Raw genomic sequence first — 16,089 nt, forward strand, 5'->3', positions numbered from 1 at the left:
TCTTTAGTTTTCTTCTGCTCTTTTTTCGGCCTCGGTTTTGGCAATGAAATTCTCGATAATTTGAGTGGCTTGTTCGGGATATACCATAAAGAATAAATGCTCGCGAAATAAATCGTGCTCTTGTGCATTGGTTACATCCACTACTTGAATATTTCTTCCTTGGTAAATTTCGGGAACAAATTTTGCTACGCCATCGTGTTCGCTTTTTAGTATCAATACCGGAATATTGTATTTGGGGAAATTGATTAAGCCTTTTTGATTATCGAAAGCAATAGATTGCTCCAATGCAGAATGGGTTTGGATAGCAAACACCTTTGCCGGAAGCCTATTCAGCGCTTGTTCAATTGGTATTCTGTTTAAGTGCGGCAGCGAATCCATTTCGCTCATCAATTCTATGATGCGCACTTTAGAAGCGGCCCAGATTTTTTCGCGCATTTCGGAATCTTTGCTAATAAGCCAGTCGGTAAGGTTAATGCCTCTTTTTCGTACGCCTTTTTTAGAATCGAAAGGAATAACACTGCGCAATGCCAGTAGCATGGTTCGCACAGTTAGGCTTTGCTTGGGCGACATAGATGGCATAATTACCGTATCTAAAAATCCGAGCAGCGCGTGTTTGGCTTCTATACCAAAAAATGGGTTGGCGCCAATTCTGCCACGCAGGTATTTTTTTATGGCAGGATACTCTTTAAGTTCACGGTCTATCATTAAAAAGTAAATGTTGCCCATAGAATGGTCAAAGAGATATACCGGATGCCCTTTGCTGCCAAAAAAATCTACTACGGCATCTATGTTTTTAGCAATATGGTGCGAGTATTCTGCCGGAGGCAAATCGTGAGGAATAGTGCCGTAATGCATGGCGGCTGCAATACATTTTTGTGTAGAAATGCTTGCCAGTAAACCGTCAAACGAGTTAAGTCCCAAAAATCCATGAACCATTACCATTACAGGCAATTTTTCTTTGGCATTGGGCTTGTATGGAGTGGCGGTATCTATGCGGATAATACTGTTGCCGTAAGGTGTTTCGCGCACCACCTCAATTTGTGGCCAAGTAAGTGCTTCATCGTCAATAAAAACACTCATGCGCTTTTCAACCTTATCAATAAATCGTAAAAAACTGGGGCTTTCGTTGGGTTTTCCATGAACAGAATAGAGCCATGCTAAGGGTCTGCGTTTATCGGCTTTGGTTGCTAAAAAGGCAATGCGTGCCGAAAGTTTCAAGAAGTAAGGAGTGGCAGTCATGGCTTTCTCCTTTCTGTAATTTACCAATACCGATATTTCTGAAGAATCGAAAGACTTAGAATTGCGCTCAATAGCTGCGACCCTGCCTTCGGGGCTGCATGCCAGAAACACATAATCTAAACCTGTTTTATTTTCTTTTTGCAGGTATCCGGTAATGGTTTTGTTGAACTCTTCTATATATGTTTCTAACGATTGGCGCGAAATAGAAGAACCAAGAATTTGGTTGCGTTTAATATACCCTGCCTTGTATAATTTTCTTACAAAGGCGGTAGCGTCTGTAACTCCGGTTAAGTTGACCTGGGTGCTTAGTGGTGAATTTACAAAGGTGTAAATAATGTTTTCGGGTTTTACAAGCGCAGCATAGTTTTTAAAAATATATTCATAACCTCCTGCCGGAGATTGCCCGTGCGATAAACCCACAATAAATTTTTCGCCCCGCTCTAATACTTTGTTGGCATGTTTTATGAAGTCTTTCCCTAAAGCTCTGTCAAACTCTTCGCGACTTTTAAAATACTTAGTATCTGGTGCAACAAAAGGAGCTTCTTCACGCTTTTCAATTTCCTGCTCAATGGCCATTTCAATACTCGTCATTAACAAATTGTTTCTCTAATGCTGTGCGATAATAAAATTTTAGTTCATTTTATTGAATGTGAACTAAGTATAATACGCGTTTGTAAAGAATAAGTTCGGCAGCACTGCGGGTGAAAATGTTAGTAATTTATGGAAAAAACACACTTTTAAGCCTTTCGGCATGTTTATTAAAGAAGGTACTAAAAGAAATTAAGAGCCGAATTTTTTGCACGTTTGCACTATGATTTACAGAAGTAAAGCACCGCTCAGGTTGGGTTTAGCCGGAGGCGGAACCGATGTTAGCCCTTATTCTGATTTATATGGTGGAGCTATTTTAAATGCCACCATAGGCATGTATGCATACGCCACCATTAAGCCTACCAGCGATAGAAAAATTCGCTTAAATGCTATAGATAGAAACGAGTCTTATACCCTTAATTCTATCACCGAATTAGAACTAAACGGCAAACTAGATTTAGCCAAAGGCGTGTATAATCGTATTGTGCGTAACTTTACAAAGCAGCCGCTTTCATTTGAACTCACTACTTATGTAGATGCACCTCCGGGCAGCGGCTTAGGTTCGTCTTCTACTTTGGTGGTAGCTATGCTGGGTGCATTTGTAGAATGGTTAAAATTACCATTGGGCGAATACGATATTGCACACCTAGCATATAGCATAGAGCGCGAAGATTTAGCAATGGCGGGCGGCAAGCAAGATCAATATGCTGCTACTTTTGGCGGTGTAAACTATATGGAGTTTTATGCAAGCGATAAAGTAATTGTGAATCCACTGCGCATTAAAGAGAAATACCTGCATGAGTTAGAAAATAATCTAATACTGTTCTTTACGGAAACCAGCCGCCTTTCGAGCGAAATCATAGAAAAGCAACGCGAAAACGTAAAGCAGAAAAACGAAAAAAGCATCGAGGCCATGCACAGCCTTAAAGAACAAAGCCTTATGATGAAAGAAGCATTGCTAACTGGCGAAGTAGATAGAATTGGCGAAATATTGCACTATGGCTGGCAACATAAAAAAGCAATGGCAAGCGGCATTTCTAATCCGCTTATAGATGAAATTTACGAAACCGCCATGCAAGCCGGAGCTACCGGAGGCAAGGTGTCGGGAGCCGGAGGTGGTGGATTTATGTTTTTTTATGCACCGTACAACAACCGATACGCAGTTATTGAAGCCTTGCAAAAGTTTGGCGGCAAAACCATGCGCTATTCTTTCACCAATCATGGTTTAACAAGTTGGACTATATAAGTTCTACCTCGTTCGTTATTAAATCTTAGCAAACATTCGCTTTCGGGCTTCAACAGAACTAAAGTATATTTGCAGCAATTAATTTTTTAAATGAAAAAAGAAGCCGAACCATATTGTTCCTTTTGCACCCGCAAAAAGAAAGATGTTCAAATTTTAGTATCAGGCGTAGAAGCCCATATCTGCGAAAGTTGCATTGCACAAGCACAGCAAATTGTGCAAGAAGAGTTGTTCCCCAAAGCCAAGCAAACCGCCAAGCAACCGGCTTTAACTTCCTTTAAACCCAAAGATATTTTTCATCACTTAAACCAATATATTATTGGGCAGGAAGAAGCAAAAAAAGTAATTGCTGTAGCTGTATATAATCACTATAAACGCATCAACCAAGCTAAAACCAACGATGATGTTGAAATAGAAAAATCCAATATTTTACTGGCAGGGCACACCGGTACGGGTAAAACACTCATGGCTAAAACTATAGCCAAGTTTTTAAATGTACCTTTTGCCATAGCCGATGCTACCGTTTTTACCGAAGCGGGATATGTGGGCGAAGATGTAGAGAGCATTATTTCGCGCCTGCTGCAAGCCTGCAACTACGATGTGCCACAGGCAGAGCGCGGCATTATTTATATTGATGAAATAGATAAAATTGCCCGCAAAGGCGATAACCCTTCTATTACGCGCGATGTAAGTGGCGAAGGTGTGCAGCAAGGCATGTTAAAGCTATTGGAAGGCTCCGAAGTATTAGTGCCACCACAAGGAGGCAGAAAACATCCGGAACAAAAATTAGTAAAAATAGACACCTCCAATATCTTGTTTATTTGCGGAGGCGCATTTGAAGGTATAGATAAACTTATTGCGGCACGCCTAAACCGCTCTAAAGTGGGTTTTAAAAAGAATGCCGATAAAGAAAAGGTGCAAACAGATAATTTCTTGCAGCACATCTCTGCTGCCGATATGCGTTCGTTTGGCTTAATTCCGGAACTTATTGGTCGCCTTCCGGTAATTACCTACTTAAATCCTCTAAGCCGCGAAGCCTTATTGGCAATTCTTACCGAGCCTAAAAATGCAATTACCAAGCAGTATAAAAAGTTGTTTAAAGCAGAAGGTATTGTTTTAAAGTTTGAGCAAGGAGCACTCGATTTTATTGTAGATAAAGCCATAGAACTCGATTTGGGAGCGCGCGGTTTACGCAGTATTTGCGAAGCTATTATGAACGAAGCCATGTTTGAATTGCCATCGGAGAAAGGCGTAAAAGAATTTTCGGTTACCCGCGAGTATGCCGAAAACCAATACGACCGCAAGCCCGCAACCAAACTTAAAGTGGCTTAATTATTTATCTTGTATCGAATACGGCAGCAATGAATTCAAATCTCGATCCCAACCGAAGCAATATTTCTTCCGATATGGAAATAGAGCGCGCACTCCGTCCGCGCCAAATTGCTGAATTTACAGGGCAGCCACAGATTATAGAAAACCTGTTTGTATTTATAGGAGCCGCTAAAATGCGTGGCGAAGCTTTAGATCACGTACTGTTGCACGGCCCTCCGGGATTGGGAAAAACAACCCTTTCGCACATTGTGGCAAACGAAATGGGCGTAAACATTAAAGTAACCTCCGGCCCCATACTCGAAAAGCCGGGCGACTTGGCAGGTTTGCTCACCAACTTAGAGCCCAACGATGTATTGTTTATAGATGAAATTCACCGCCTAAGCACTGTAGTAGAGGAATATCTCTACAGCGCCATGGAAGACTATAAAATAGACATCATGATAGATTCGGGGCCGAGTGCACGCTCCGTTCAAATTTCGCTCAATCCTTTTACACTGGTAGGAGCTACCACCCGCAGCGGTTTGCTTACTGCTCCCTTGCGTTCTCGCTTTGGCATCACCTGCCGTTTAGAGTATTACGATGCCGAGGTGCTCAAGAATATTTTATTGCGCTCTGCTGCCATTTTAAATGTAACTATAGATCCCAAAGCTGCATTGGAAATAGCACGTAGAAGCAGAGGCACACCGCGTATTGCTAATTTATTGTTGCGCAGAGTACGCGATTTTGCTCAAGTAAAAGGCACTGGCGATATAACCTTAGATATTGCTAAGTTTTCGCTCGAAGCATTAAATGTAGATCAGCACGGATTAGACGAAATGGATAACCGCATTCTTGCTGCCATTATCGAAAAATTTAAAGGCGGTCCCGTAGGTATTACCACCATTGCCACAGCCGTGGGCGAAGAGCCTGGAACCATAGAAGAGGTATATGAACCTTTTCTTATTAAAGAAGGTTTTATTAAGCGAACCCCGCGCGGCAGAGAAGCTACAGAGGTAGCTTACAAGCACTTAGGCAAAACGCCACCATCGGTTACCGGAGGCTTGTTTGAATGGACTGAGTAATTCTTCCATTTCAATAAAAAGTTCTTGAATGCACAGTAAAATTATTTGCTACTGCAAATTTTGAGTTCATCTTTGCTGCGCATGAAAAACTGGAAACGATATACCATTACGGCTGCTCTACCTTATGCCAATGGTCCTGTACATATTGGCCATTTGGCAGGCTGCTATATTCCTGCCGATATTTATGTTCGTTATTTGCGCAGCTGCAAGCGCGAAGTGTTTTTTGTTTGTGGAAGCGATGAACACGGTGTGCCCATTACCATTAAAGCTCGTAAAGAAGGAATTACGCCACAGCAAGTAGTAGATAAGTATCATGGCATGATGAAAAATTCATTTGCCGATTTTGGAATTGCTTTTGATGCTTATGGCCGCACCAGCAGCACAATTCATCACCAAACGGCATCGGCTTTTTTTAAAACTATGTACGAAAAAGGTTCGTTTGAAGAGCGCGAAACCGAACAGTATTACGATGAAACAGCACAGCAGTTTCTTGCCGACCGCTACATTACCGGAACCTGCCCGGTTTGCAGCAACGAAAATGCCTATGGCGACCAGTGCGAAAAGTGTGGTTCTTCGCTTTCGCCTACAGATTTAATACATCCCAAAAGTGTATTAAGCGGAGCTGCTCCCGTAAAGAGGCTAACCAAAAACTGGTTCTTACCGCTCAATAAATTGCAGCCTGCAATTGAAAAATATTTAGCACAGCACACCAACTGGAAAACCAATGTGTACGGGCAATGCAAAAGCTGGCTCGAAAGTGGCGATGGTTTACAACCGCGCAGCATGACGCGCGATTTAGATTGGGGAATCCCCGTGCCGGTAGAGGGTGCACAAGGCAAAGTACTGTATGTATGGTTCGATGCCCCGATTGGTTATATTTCAAATACCATAGAGCATTTTAAAGGTAGTGATGAATGGCAAAAGTGGTGGAAAGATGAAGATACACGCCTCGTTCATTTTATTGGGAAAGACAATATCGTTTTCCATTGCATTATTTTTCCTGCAATGCTAATGGAACATGGAGGTTTTATTACTGCCGATAATGTTCCGGCAAACGAATTTTTAAATCTTGAAGGCGATAAAATTTCTACTTCGCGAAATTGGGCAGTGTGGCTGCACGAGTATTTACAAGATTTTCCCGGAAAGCAAGATGTGCTGCGCTATACGCTGTGTGCCAATATGCCCGAAACTAAAGACAACGATTTTACGTGGAAAGACTTTCAAACAAAAAACAATAGCGAGTTGGTTGCTATTTTGGGTAATTTGGTAAACAGGGTTCTGGTACTTACCGAAAAGTATTTTGAAGGCAAAGTGCCTCAAGCCGGAACTTGTGCAACATTGCAAAATTTCTTGCAGTTACAGAAAGAAAAAGCAGAAACCTCGCTCGAAGAATTTCGCTTCCGCGAAGCATTGCAGGAAGTAATGAATATTGCACGGCACGGCAATAAATTACTTACAGAAAAAGAACCGTGGAAACTTATTAAAACCGATAAGGAAGCCACCGGAATAGTGCTGTACGATTGCCTTCAAATAATTGTCAACCTAGCCTTGATTGCAGAGCCGTTTTTGCCATTTACCTCCAAAAAAATATTGGAAATGCTTGGGCTTCAACAAGCAAATTTAAGTTGGAGCAATATAGGTGCCGTAAACTTGCTGCAACCTAATCACCAACTTGGAACGGTAAGTTTATTATTTGAAAAAATTGAAGACGAAGCCATAGAAAAGCAAATAGACAAGTTAAAGCAAAAACCACAGGCAACAACTGCAGTTACGGCAGCGCCCACCGCGAAACCCACCGCAGCAATTGCTGAGCAGGCAGCAGAAATAGTATTCGATGATTTTGCAAAAATAGACTTGCGAGCAGGTACAATTCTTACAGCCGATAAAGTTGAAAAAGCAGATAAGTTGCTGAAACTATCGGTAGATTTAGGTTTTGAAACCCGCACCATAGTTTCGGGTATTGCAGCATATTTTAAGCCGGAAGAATTGCCCGGCACGCAAGTGTGTGTGGTAGCCAATCTTGCTCCTCGCAAATTGCGCGGTATAGAATCTAAAGGTATGATTTTGCTGGCAGAAGATGCCGATGGTAAGTTGGTTTTTGTTTCGCCCACGCAGGCTGTAGCCAATGGCAGCATGGTAAAATAGAGTGATTGGTGCTGCTGCCAAGTTTAGAAACGTACAGTTTTTCAGGTTTCAGAAAAAAATACAATTACGGCACTTGCCAAACTAAATAAAAGGCTATTGCCTACATTTACATCATGAGCCAAATTCAACCCATTGTAAACAAAGCGGTCAACAGAGCAGTGGAGGAAATAGATCTGGCAGATTTTTTTCCACTAGAAAACGATATTGCTACCATAGACTTGGCTACCTTTCTTTTTAAGGGGTTACTGCTAAAAGAAAGCGATTTTAGAGAAGCTGTAAGTCAAATGCAGTGGCAACAGTTTGCAGAGAAATATGTGTGTGTACATTGCAGTACCAATGCTATTGTGCCTATGTGGGCGTATATGGTTTTAGCCGCGCAACTTGCACCTTTTGCAAAGGAAGTGGCAGCCTGTAAACCGCAAGATGCAGCACAAGTTTTTTTAGAGCGCAATATTATTGCTTTTAATACAACACAATTCGAAGGGAAACGCGTTATTGTAAAAGGCTGTGGCGATAAGCCAATAGACGAACGTGCTTATTTACTTATAGCGCAAAAGCTCGCAAAGCAGGTGCGTGCTATCATGTATGGCGAAGCATGTTCATCGGTGCCGGTATTTAAAAAACAAATAGATTAAAAGAAATGACTCAAAAGGCCATATTGGTTACTGCCGTAATGTGCAGCCTTTGTTTTGGTTTTGCAGCATCGTTGGCTTGGCAAAAACTACATTGGTTCGAAAGCAATAAAGTAAATGTGTTTGAAAAAACACGCCAGGAAGCACCTGCCGTAAAGTGGGAAAACTCAATAGACTCAACACAAAAGATAGAACCGTTGCGCATTGCGGGCGAGCTTTTTTTTGCGGGCGAAAAAGTGCCGTTAGAAGACCCCGAAGTATTTGAGCGCTTAGATAGAGAATTGCAGATAAATGTGTTTTGGCATTCTAATACTTTACTTACCATGAAATTGGCAAACCGCTATTTTCCGGTTATAGAAAAAATCCTTGCCGAAGAAGGAGTGCCCAACGATTTTAAATACCTGCCTTTAATCGAAAGCGGTTTTCGCGATGTGGTAAGCCCTTCGGGTGCTGCGGGATTTTGGCAGTTCTTAGCACCCACCGCTAAGCTATATAATTTAGAAGTACGTGCCGATATAGACGAGCGCTACCATGTAGAAAAAAGCACCCGCGCTGCATGTGCCTATTTAAAAAAGGCAAAAGAAAGATTAGGCAACTGGACTGCAGCAGCAGCTTCGTACAATATTGGTTTACAAGGAATGGCCGACCGTTGCAAAACACAAAATTCTAATAACTATTACGACTTGCTGCTCACACAGGAAACATCGCGCTATGTATTTAGAATGCTTGCCATGAAAGCAATTTTTGCCAACCCTGAAGCTGCCGGCTATTATATAAAATCCGAAGATTTATACCAGCCGTTTAGCTACAAAACCATTACTGTAGATACGCCCATTACAAATATAGCTTCGTTTGCAGCCGATTTTGGTTTGCAGTACCGCCATATAAAATTACTCAATTCATGGCTACGCGATAATTATCTACACAATAAAGACCGGAAGGTGTATGAAATTAAAATAATGCAATAAGCAACCTAAGCTGTTTCATTGTAACCGCAACTTTTTTTCATGTAATTTTGAAATTATTTTATCCATGTATATTGCTAATAATAAAGTGTTTATTGTTTGGTTGCTAAGTACTGTTTTGCTGTGTATGGCAAGCATAAGTGGCTGTAAGGAAGTTGGCCCCAACATAAATCTCGGAGGTAAAAGCAAATCTTTGGTTGATACCTCGTATGTTGAAAATCCACCACCGGCAGCCGAAGAGAAAAATGTGGTAATGGAAGAATTTACCGGAGTGCAATGTGTAAACTGCCCTGCCGGACATCAGATTATTAAAACGCTCAAAAGTTCATTTGGCGAAAGGTTGGTGGTGGTAAGTTACCACACCGATTTTTTAGGCGAGCCTTTTTCTTTTACCACCGAAGATTTGCGCACCGAGGCGGCAAAGCAGGTACAAGATTATTTAGTGTTTGATGGTTACAAGCCGTCTGCATCAATAGATCGCTTTCCTTTCAATACTTCGCAAACTTCTTTATTGTATTCGCGCAATACATGGAATACGCGTGTGCAGCAAGAAATGGCAAAAACTTCACCCGTAAACATTGCACTTACTACTGTTGTAGATACTACTACTCGCAAACTTACTGCCACAGTAGAACTGCATTATACAAGCACCGTTGCCGAAGAACAAAAAATTACCATGGTAGTAGTAGAAAATAATATTGTGCAGCCACAATTAAATACCGGAAACGTAGTAGATACATTTTACAACCACTTGGATATACAACGCGTGTTTTTAACCAATGCTCTAGGCGATGAAATTAAAACCACTACCGAGGCGGGGCGTGTGGTAAAGAAAACTTATGAAGTAAACTTGCCAGCAACATTGCAATTAAAAGAACTCAAACTAATAGCCTTTGTACATAAGTATAATGGCTCAAAAGAAATATTGCAGGGAAAAGAAGTTGAGGTAAAATAAAACAGCCGAACAATGTCGGCTGCTTTATCAATTAGATGTAAATAGTAAAATTTATTCTGCGCTATCTGCTTTTTTCTTAGGAGCAGCAGCTTTTTTAGCTGGTGCGCGTTTTACGGTTTTCTTTTCGGCTGCTTCGGCAGTTTCTTTAGCAGGTTTAGCTGCTTTTTTAGCCGGTGATGCTTTGGCGGTAGCTGCATCTGCGGTAGCTTTTACTTTTTGCGGACGCGAATTGCCAAATGAACCTTTGAAAATTTTTCCTTTGCGGGTACGTTTATCTCCTCTTCCCATGATTCTTATTAAATTTTATTGCGTGCGAAGATAGATTTTTTAAGATGTAAAAAAACGGTATTATGTTTTAATCGAAAAAAACTTTTGTTTTTGAATGCCAATTGCTACATGTTGAGCTTGCAGAGCACGGGGCAATGGTCGCTATGTTTAGCATCTTGAAGTATCTGTGCCTCAGCAATATGGTTGCGCAAATTATCGGTTGCGGCAATATAGTCTATACGCCAACCCTTATTATTGGCTCGGGCATTGGCTCTATAGCTCCACCAACTGTATTGATGCAAATCGGTAGGATGCAGAAACCTAAAACTATCGGTAAATCCGGTGGTGAAAAATTTTTCCATCCATGCGCGCTCTTCCGGTTTAAAACCCGATACATCCTTATTACGCACAGGGTCGTGAATATCAATAGCCGTATGGCATATATTATAGTCTCCGGCAACAATAAGTTTACTGCGCTCCTTTTGTAATGTTTGAAGGTAGGTATAAATATCTTCTAAATACCGCATTTTTACATCCTGCCTTTCATCACCTGTGGTGCCGCTCGGAAAGTAAGCACTCATTACGCTTAAATCGCCAAAATCCAAGCGGAGGTTTCTGCCTTCGGCATCATATTGTGGCAATCCTATACCTTCTACAACATTATCAGGTTTTAGCTTGGTAAAGATAGCTACACCACTGTAGCCCTTTTTTTCGGCAGGAAAAATATAGCATTCATAACCGAGTGCTTTAAAAGGCACATCAGAAAAATCTATGCGGCTCACTTTTATTTCTTGTAAACACACGATGTCTGCATCTACGGTTTTTAGCCATTGGCTTAAACCCTTACTTTCAGCCGAGCGCACTCCATTTACATTGTACGAAAGTATTTTCAATTGATTCATGTTTCGAAACTTGTTAATTGATGCCGCAATGTGGCAATTTTGCGTTAAATATTTTGAATTTGCACATTCGAGGATTTCGTTTAGGTTTGCCCGAACTGAATTTTGGTTAAAATTATAAAATGAACATGAAGCGGATTTTTGCATTCCTATGTACCTGCTCCACTATTCTCCTCCACGCACAAACAGCTAAGTTAGTTGGTAAGGTTACCGATGAAAAAGGTGAGGCCTTAATTAGCGCTAACATTATTATTGATGCCTCCAAGGGTTTAGGAGCCGTAACCGATTACGATGGCAATTACGAATTAGCTGCTCCGGCAGGAACTTATTCGGTATTGTATAAGTATATTGGTAAAGATGAAAAAAGAGTAAAAGTAACCTTGGCAGAGGGTGAAAAGAAAACACTCAACGTTACGCTGGTAGAGCGCGAACAATTGATGGATGTGGTGGTGGTAACCGGCAGTAAATACGAGAAAAAAATGAGTGAAGAAACTGTTTCTATGGATGTGCTTAAAAGCGATTTGCTTAAAAGCAACAACCTAAACTCTTTAGATGCCGGTATGAACCGTGTGCCGGGCGTAACGGTAGTAGATGGGCAGGCTAATATCCGCGGAGGTGCGGGCTGGAGCTATGGAGCCGGAAGCCGCGTTTCTATCCTATACGATGATATGCCAATTATGAGTGCCGATGCTGCTGATGCAAAATGGAGCGCCATTCCGGTAGAAAATATTGAGCAAGTAGAGATAATTAAAGGTGCAGCCTCTGCATTATATGGTTCTTCTGCATTAAATGGTATTATCAATGCCAGAACTGCCGTGCCGGGAAATGAGCCTTATACTCGCTTGCAAATGTCTGCCGGTTTATACGAAGGTCCACGTGCCAACTCTACCTTAGGAAAAACTTGGGATAGCAAAACACATGCTTTCGGAAATATAAATTTTGCAGACAGAAGAAAACTTGGGCAAGTAGATTTGGTTTCCGGCATTGCTTACGATGGCAATAAAGGATATTTAGATTCCAGCGATGGTAGTTGGGTTCGTGCCAACGTTAAAATCCGCTGGCGTGTAAAGCAGGTAGAGGGCTTAAATTTAGGTATCAACGTTACCGCTTACCATAGTTGGGGTAAAACCTTCTTTATCTGGGCAGGAATAGATTCTTTAGGCTATAAACCATTGCCTAATTCGGTGAGCGTATATAGAACTTACCGCGCCACCATAGATCCGTTTATTAACTATTACGATAAAAAAGACAACCACTTCTCGTTGCGCGGAAGAATTTTTACTTCGCCTAATTACAACAACACAGGGCAAGGTTCCATTCCTACCAAATTTTATGGAGAGTTTCAGTACTCTCGCCCGTTCTTTAAAAACAGAAAGAATTTTAATATGAATTTATTGGCAGGAGCCGTTGGTTCGCACGATAAGGTGTCGAGTCCCGAAGGTGCCACAGGTTCATTGTTTGGAAATAAAGTTGGGTACAGCGCTGCCGTGTATGCACAGGTGGATATGAAAATTGTGAAAACCCTCAACATTACCTTAGGTACTCGTTGGGAATACTTCCAGATAGAAAAAGATAACAGTTTAAAAGAGTTGCCTTATCCGGTATTCCGTATAGGTGCTAACTACCAAGCAGCAGAGGCTACTTATATCCGTGCTTCGTTTGGGCAAGGTTTCCGCTACCCTACCATTGCCGAAAAATACATCCGCACCAGTGTAGGCGCAATAGGAATTTATCCTAACCCTAAAATACAACCCGAGAAAGGATACAGCGCAGAATTGGGTATAAAACAAGGCTTCAAATTCGGTAAGTGGAGTGGCTTTGTAGATGCTGCAGGATTTTACAATGGATATACCAATATGATGGAGTTTACATTTGGTCAGTTTGGTAACTCTTTGTACGATATTGTGGGAGGAACCTCCAGTCCAAACTATCGTCCAGATCAGCCGTTGGATCCACTATTTGGCGTGGGATTCTCTTCACAAAACATTGGAAATATCAGAATTTTGGGAACCGAAATTTTAGGTGCAGTAACCGGAAAAGTGGGCAACGATGTAAATATGAATTTTATTTTTGGTTATACATTTATAGATCCAAGAGTGGTGGGAAAAAACTGGGATCAAACCGATTTGAAATTGTTTAATGTGTATGGCGATCCGGTAAAAGTAGCAGGGAAAGATACACCACAAGTTGCCAATCCTAATTCGTATGCAGCAACTTCATCATCTTCTTCTAATGTGTTGAAGTACAGAAACCGCCATACCTTCCGTTTCGATTACACTATTTCCTACAAAGTAATTGAGTGGAATTTTAATTTGCAGTACAATAGCTATTTAGAAAATGTGGATTACGCCTTTGTAAGCCCATTATTCACCGGATTCGAAAAAGGATTTAATGCTTCTCCATTCTCCGGTTTGGCAGAGTTTAGAAAACGCCAGGAAAATAAAGCCATTAAGGGCGATATGATTTTAAATACTACTTTCTCTTGGAATATTACACCTAAGTTAAAACTTGGTTTCTTAGTAAAGAACTTGCTTAACTGGGAATATACTCCTCGCCCTGGTTACTATGGCGAGCCAAGAAATTACACCATGCAGTTCTCTTATCAGTTTAATTAAAAATGGATTTTTTACGTATGAAAAAAATAGCAGCAATTATAGTTGTGGCAGCAGCATTAGCAATTTCGCAGAGTGCATGTAATAAACCCGATGCGGGAGCCATAGTAGAAGGTGTGTATAAGTTTGCGCCTACCAGTTCGTATGTGGCATATAAGTATAAAATAGTGGCCGATACTTTCCAGCTTACAAAGTTGTACGATAACTTCTTTTTCAACGAGCCGTTTCCTACGGTTGAAATTAAAAAAGTATCTACCGTAGAAGCTACTTTTAAGCAAACAGTACCGGGCGATACTTTTTATTTCGAAAATGTAAAACTACTCTTAGATGGAGGTGGAACATTGCTCAATGCTCCGGTTAAAAACGGTTTATATTTAAAGGGTTCGGTTATTGGGTATGAATTGAAATACGATATAGTAGATACTACGAATAAAAAACTTATTCGCGTATTGGGGGTAGAGCCACCTAAATAGAAAATGGGCTACGCTCCTTAATCATAAAGGCTGAAGTTTCTTTCCAAAAAACTTCAGCCTTTAATTTTTTATATTCGTTATATGCCGGAATTGCGTTTTATTTTGCATAAAGATTTAGACTCTTTCTTTGTTTCGGTAGAAAGAGTTTTAGACCCTTCGCTTAATGGCAAACCGGTAATAGTGGGCGGCAACTCCAATCGGGGAGTGGTTTCTTCTTGTAGTTACGAAGCGCGAGCGCTGGGCGTGCACTCTGCCATGCCAACCAAAAAAGCCTATGAACTTTGCCCTCAAGCTGTTTTTATTTCAGGCAATACGGCAGAATATAGCCGCTATTCTAAAATGGTAACGGCTGTAATTGCCGATATGGTTCCTTTGTATGAAAAGGCTTCTATTGATGAATTTTATATAGACTTAACCGGTATGGAAAAGTTTTTTGGCTGCTACCAGTATGCACAAAAAATACGCCAGCGGATTATGGACGAAACCGGATTGCCCATTTCATTCGGACTTTCGGTAAATAAAATGGTAGCAAAAATGGCTACCAATAGCGCTAAACCCAACGGACATTTATTTGTACCCCAAGAGCAGGTGTTAGATTTTTTAGCTCCAATGGCTGTTCGAAAAATTCCGTTTTTGGGAGAAAAAATGGAACAAGAATTAAAGAAAGAAGGCATTGCCACCATTGCACAGTTACGTGAAGTGCCGCTCCCAAAATTGATAAAACAGTTTGGTAAGCAAGGTGTGTTTTTATTCAATAGCGCTAGAGGAATAAACCATAGCGAAGTAACTCCATATCACGAGTCGAAATCGTTGAGTGTTGAGCGCACTTTCGATATGGATTCTTCTAATAGAGAATGGTTAGAAAAGGTTGTAATACTCTTGGCCGAAAAATTGGCTCAAGAATTGCGACAAGAAGGAATGTTGGCATCGTGTGTAACACTAAAATTGCGCTTCCCCGATTTTAAAACGGTAACGCGGCAAATGCAGATAGACTATACTGCTTCAACCCAAAAACTTACAAGCTATTTATTACAACTTTTTAAGGAGCTATATAGTGCAGGCACGCCTATCCGCTTATTGGGAATTCGTTTTTCCGATTTGGTAAAAGGTGCGCACCAAACCAATTTGTTTGATGAGGAAAGAACACCTTTGTACAAAGCAATTGATGAGGTGAAACTAAAGTATGGCTCCAATAAGGTTTCGATAGCCGAAAACATAGATATGCACAATGTAAAGCGAAACCAAGATGTGCGTACCGCCAGCGAAAAAGGTGAGGCGCATTAGTTTAAAATTACGGGTGCCAATAAGTGAAAACGAGGAATAGAAACTTCAAACAGTTTACCGGTAGTTTTGTTCTCAAAGGTGTATTCGCCTTCCATGGTGCCAATGGCAGTATCGAGTGGACAAGAACTGGTGTATTCAAATACTTCGTTGGGTTGGAGCAAAGGTTGTTCACCAATTACGCCTTCGCCCCAAACGTGCTCCACTTTGCCGGTGCCTGAAGTAATAACCCAATGGCGCTTTTGCAATTGTACCGGAAATGAATTGGTGTTGCGGATGGTAATTTGGTAAATAAACAAGTAGCGATTGGCAAGCGGCACCGAATGGTGGTGGCTGAAACCACTTTCTACTACTATTTCAATTCCCAAGGTGGTGGCTGTTTCCATACTTCAAAAAT

Annotated in this window: 14 protein-coding genes; 10 read left to right on the plus strand and 4 right to left on the minus strand. The window is 41.1% G+C overall.

Features of this window, described 5'->3' with window-relative positions:
* Nucleotides 1–3: 3 nt before the first annotated feature.
* Nucleotides 4–1,830 (minus strand): 6-phosphogluconolactonase, encoded by a 1,827-nt coding sequence (locus KF872_00790; protein ID MBX2902059.1) that lies wholly within the window; start codon nucleotides 1,828–1,830, stop codon nucleotides 4–6.
* Between the two features lie 220 nt (nucleotides 1,831–2,050).
* Between KF872_00790 and KF872_00795 the strand changes: the two genes are divergently transcribed.
* The 7 genes from KF872_00795 (at nucleotide 2,051) to KF872_00825 (ending at nucleotide 10,160) form a co-directional block, all read left to right on the plus strand.
* Nucleotides 2,051–3,073: a dehydrogenase gene (locus KF872_00795; protein MBX2902060.1), complete on the plus strand. Its 1,023-nt coding sequence runs from the start codon at nucleotides 2,051–2,053 to the stop codon at nucleotides 3,071–3,073.
* A gap of 90 nt (nucleotides 3,074–3,163) precedes the next feature.
* Complete coding sequence (gene clpX, locus KF872_00800; GenBank protein ID MBX2902061.1) at nucleotides 3,164–4,402, plus strand: ATP-dependent Clp protease ATP-binding subunit ClpX; 1,239 nt, start codon at nucleotides 3,164–3,166, stop codon at nucleotides 4,400–4,402.
* Nucleotides 4,403–4,431: 29 nt separating this feature from the next.
* Nucleotides 4,432–5,463, plus strand: coding sequence for a Holliday junction branch migration DNA helicase RuvB (gene ruvB, locus KF872_00805; protein MBX2902062.1), 1,032 nt, complete (start codon nucleotides 4,432–4,434; stop codon nucleotides 5,461–5,463).
* Between the two features lie 81 nt (nucleotides 5,464–5,544).
* The gene (metG, locus tag KF872_00810) at nucleotides 5,545–7,608 is read left to right on the plus strand and encodes a methionine--tRNA ligase (GenBank protein MBX2902063.1); all 2,064 of its coding nucleotides are present in this window, start codon (nucleotides 5,545–5,547) and stop codon (nucleotides 7,606–7,608) included.
* A gap of 113 nt (nucleotides 7,609–7,721) precedes the next feature.
* Entirely contained in the window at nucleotides 7,722–8,243 is a 522-nt protein-coding gene (locus tag KF872_00815) for a DUF2480 family protein (protein MBX2902064.1), read from the plus strand.
* 5 nt (nucleotides 8,244–8,248) lie between these two features.
* Entirely contained in the window at nucleotides 8,249–9,208 is a 960-nt protein-coding gene (locus tag KF872_00820; GenBank protein MBX2902065.1) for a lytic transglycosylase domain-containing protein, read from the plus strand.
* A 124-nt stretch (nucleotides 9,209–9,332) separates the two neighbouring features.
* Nucleotides 9,333–10,160 carry an Omp28-related outer membrane protein gene (locus tag KF872_00825; protein MBX2902066.1) on the plus strand — a complete coding sequence of 276 codons (828 nt, stop codon included), beginning with the start codon at nucleotides 9,333–9,335 and terminating at the stop codon, nucleotides 10,158–10,160.
* 51 nt (nucleotides 10,161–10,211) lie between these two features.
* Here KF872_00825 and KF872_00830 read toward each other — a convergent pair whose 3' ends face one another.
* Both KF872_00830 and xth read right to left on the minus strand, forming a co-directional pair.
* Nucleotides 10,212–10,448 carry a 30S ribosomal protein THX gene (locus KF872_00830; protein ID MBX2902067.1) on the minus strand — a complete coding sequence of 79 codons (237 nt, stop codon included), beginning with the start codon at nucleotides 10,446–10,448 and terminating at the stop codon, nucleotides 10,212–10,214.
* A gap of 104 nt (nucleotides 10,449–10,552) precedes the next feature.
* Nucleotides 10,553–11,320, minus strand: coding sequence for an exodeoxyribonuclease III (gene xth, locus KF872_00835; protein MBX2902068.1), 768 nt, complete (start codon nucleotides 11,318–11,320; stop codon nucleotides 10,553–10,555).
* Between the two features lie 134 nt (nucleotides 11,321–11,454).
* On the opposite strand from xth, the gene KF872_00840 reads away from it, so the two are divergent.
* From KF872_00840 to dinB, 3 genes are all read left to right on the plus strand, one after another.
* Entirely contained in the window at nucleotides 11,455–13,941 is a 2,487-nt protein-coding gene (locus KF872_00840) for a TonB-dependent receptor (protein ID MBX2902069.1), read from the plus strand.
* A gap of 17 nt (nucleotides 13,942–13,958) precedes the next feature.
* On the plus strand, nucleotides 13,959–14,411 hold the full coding sequence (locus tag KF872_00845) for a hypothetical protein (GenBank protein ID MBX2902070.1): 453 nt from the start codon (nucleotides 13,959–13,961) through the stop codon (nucleotides 14,409–14,411).
* Nucleotides 14,412–14,492: 81 nt separating this feature from the next.
* Nucleotides 14,493–15,695, plus strand: coding sequence for a DNA polymerase IV (gene dinB, locus KF872_00850; protein ID MBX2902071.1), 1,203 nt, complete (start codon nucleotides 14,493–14,495; stop codon nucleotides 15,693–15,695).
* On the opposite strand, the gene apaG is transcribed toward dinB, so the two are convergent.
* The gene (gene apaG / locus KF872_00855; GenBank protein ID MBX2902072.1) at nucleotides 15,692–16,078 is read right to left on the minus strand and encodes a Co2+/Mg2+ efflux protein ApaG; all 387 of its coding nucleotides are present in this window, start codon (nucleotides 16,076–16,078) and stop codon (nucleotides 15,692–15,694) included. The genes dinB and apaG overlap by 4 nt on opposite strands.
* Nucleotides 16,079–16,089 lie beyond the last annotated feature (11 nt).

This window comes from Chitinophagales bacterium, from assembly GCA_019638515.1.
Taxonomy (GTDB): Bacteria; Bacteroidota; Bacteroidia; order Chitinophagales; family LD1; genus UBA7692.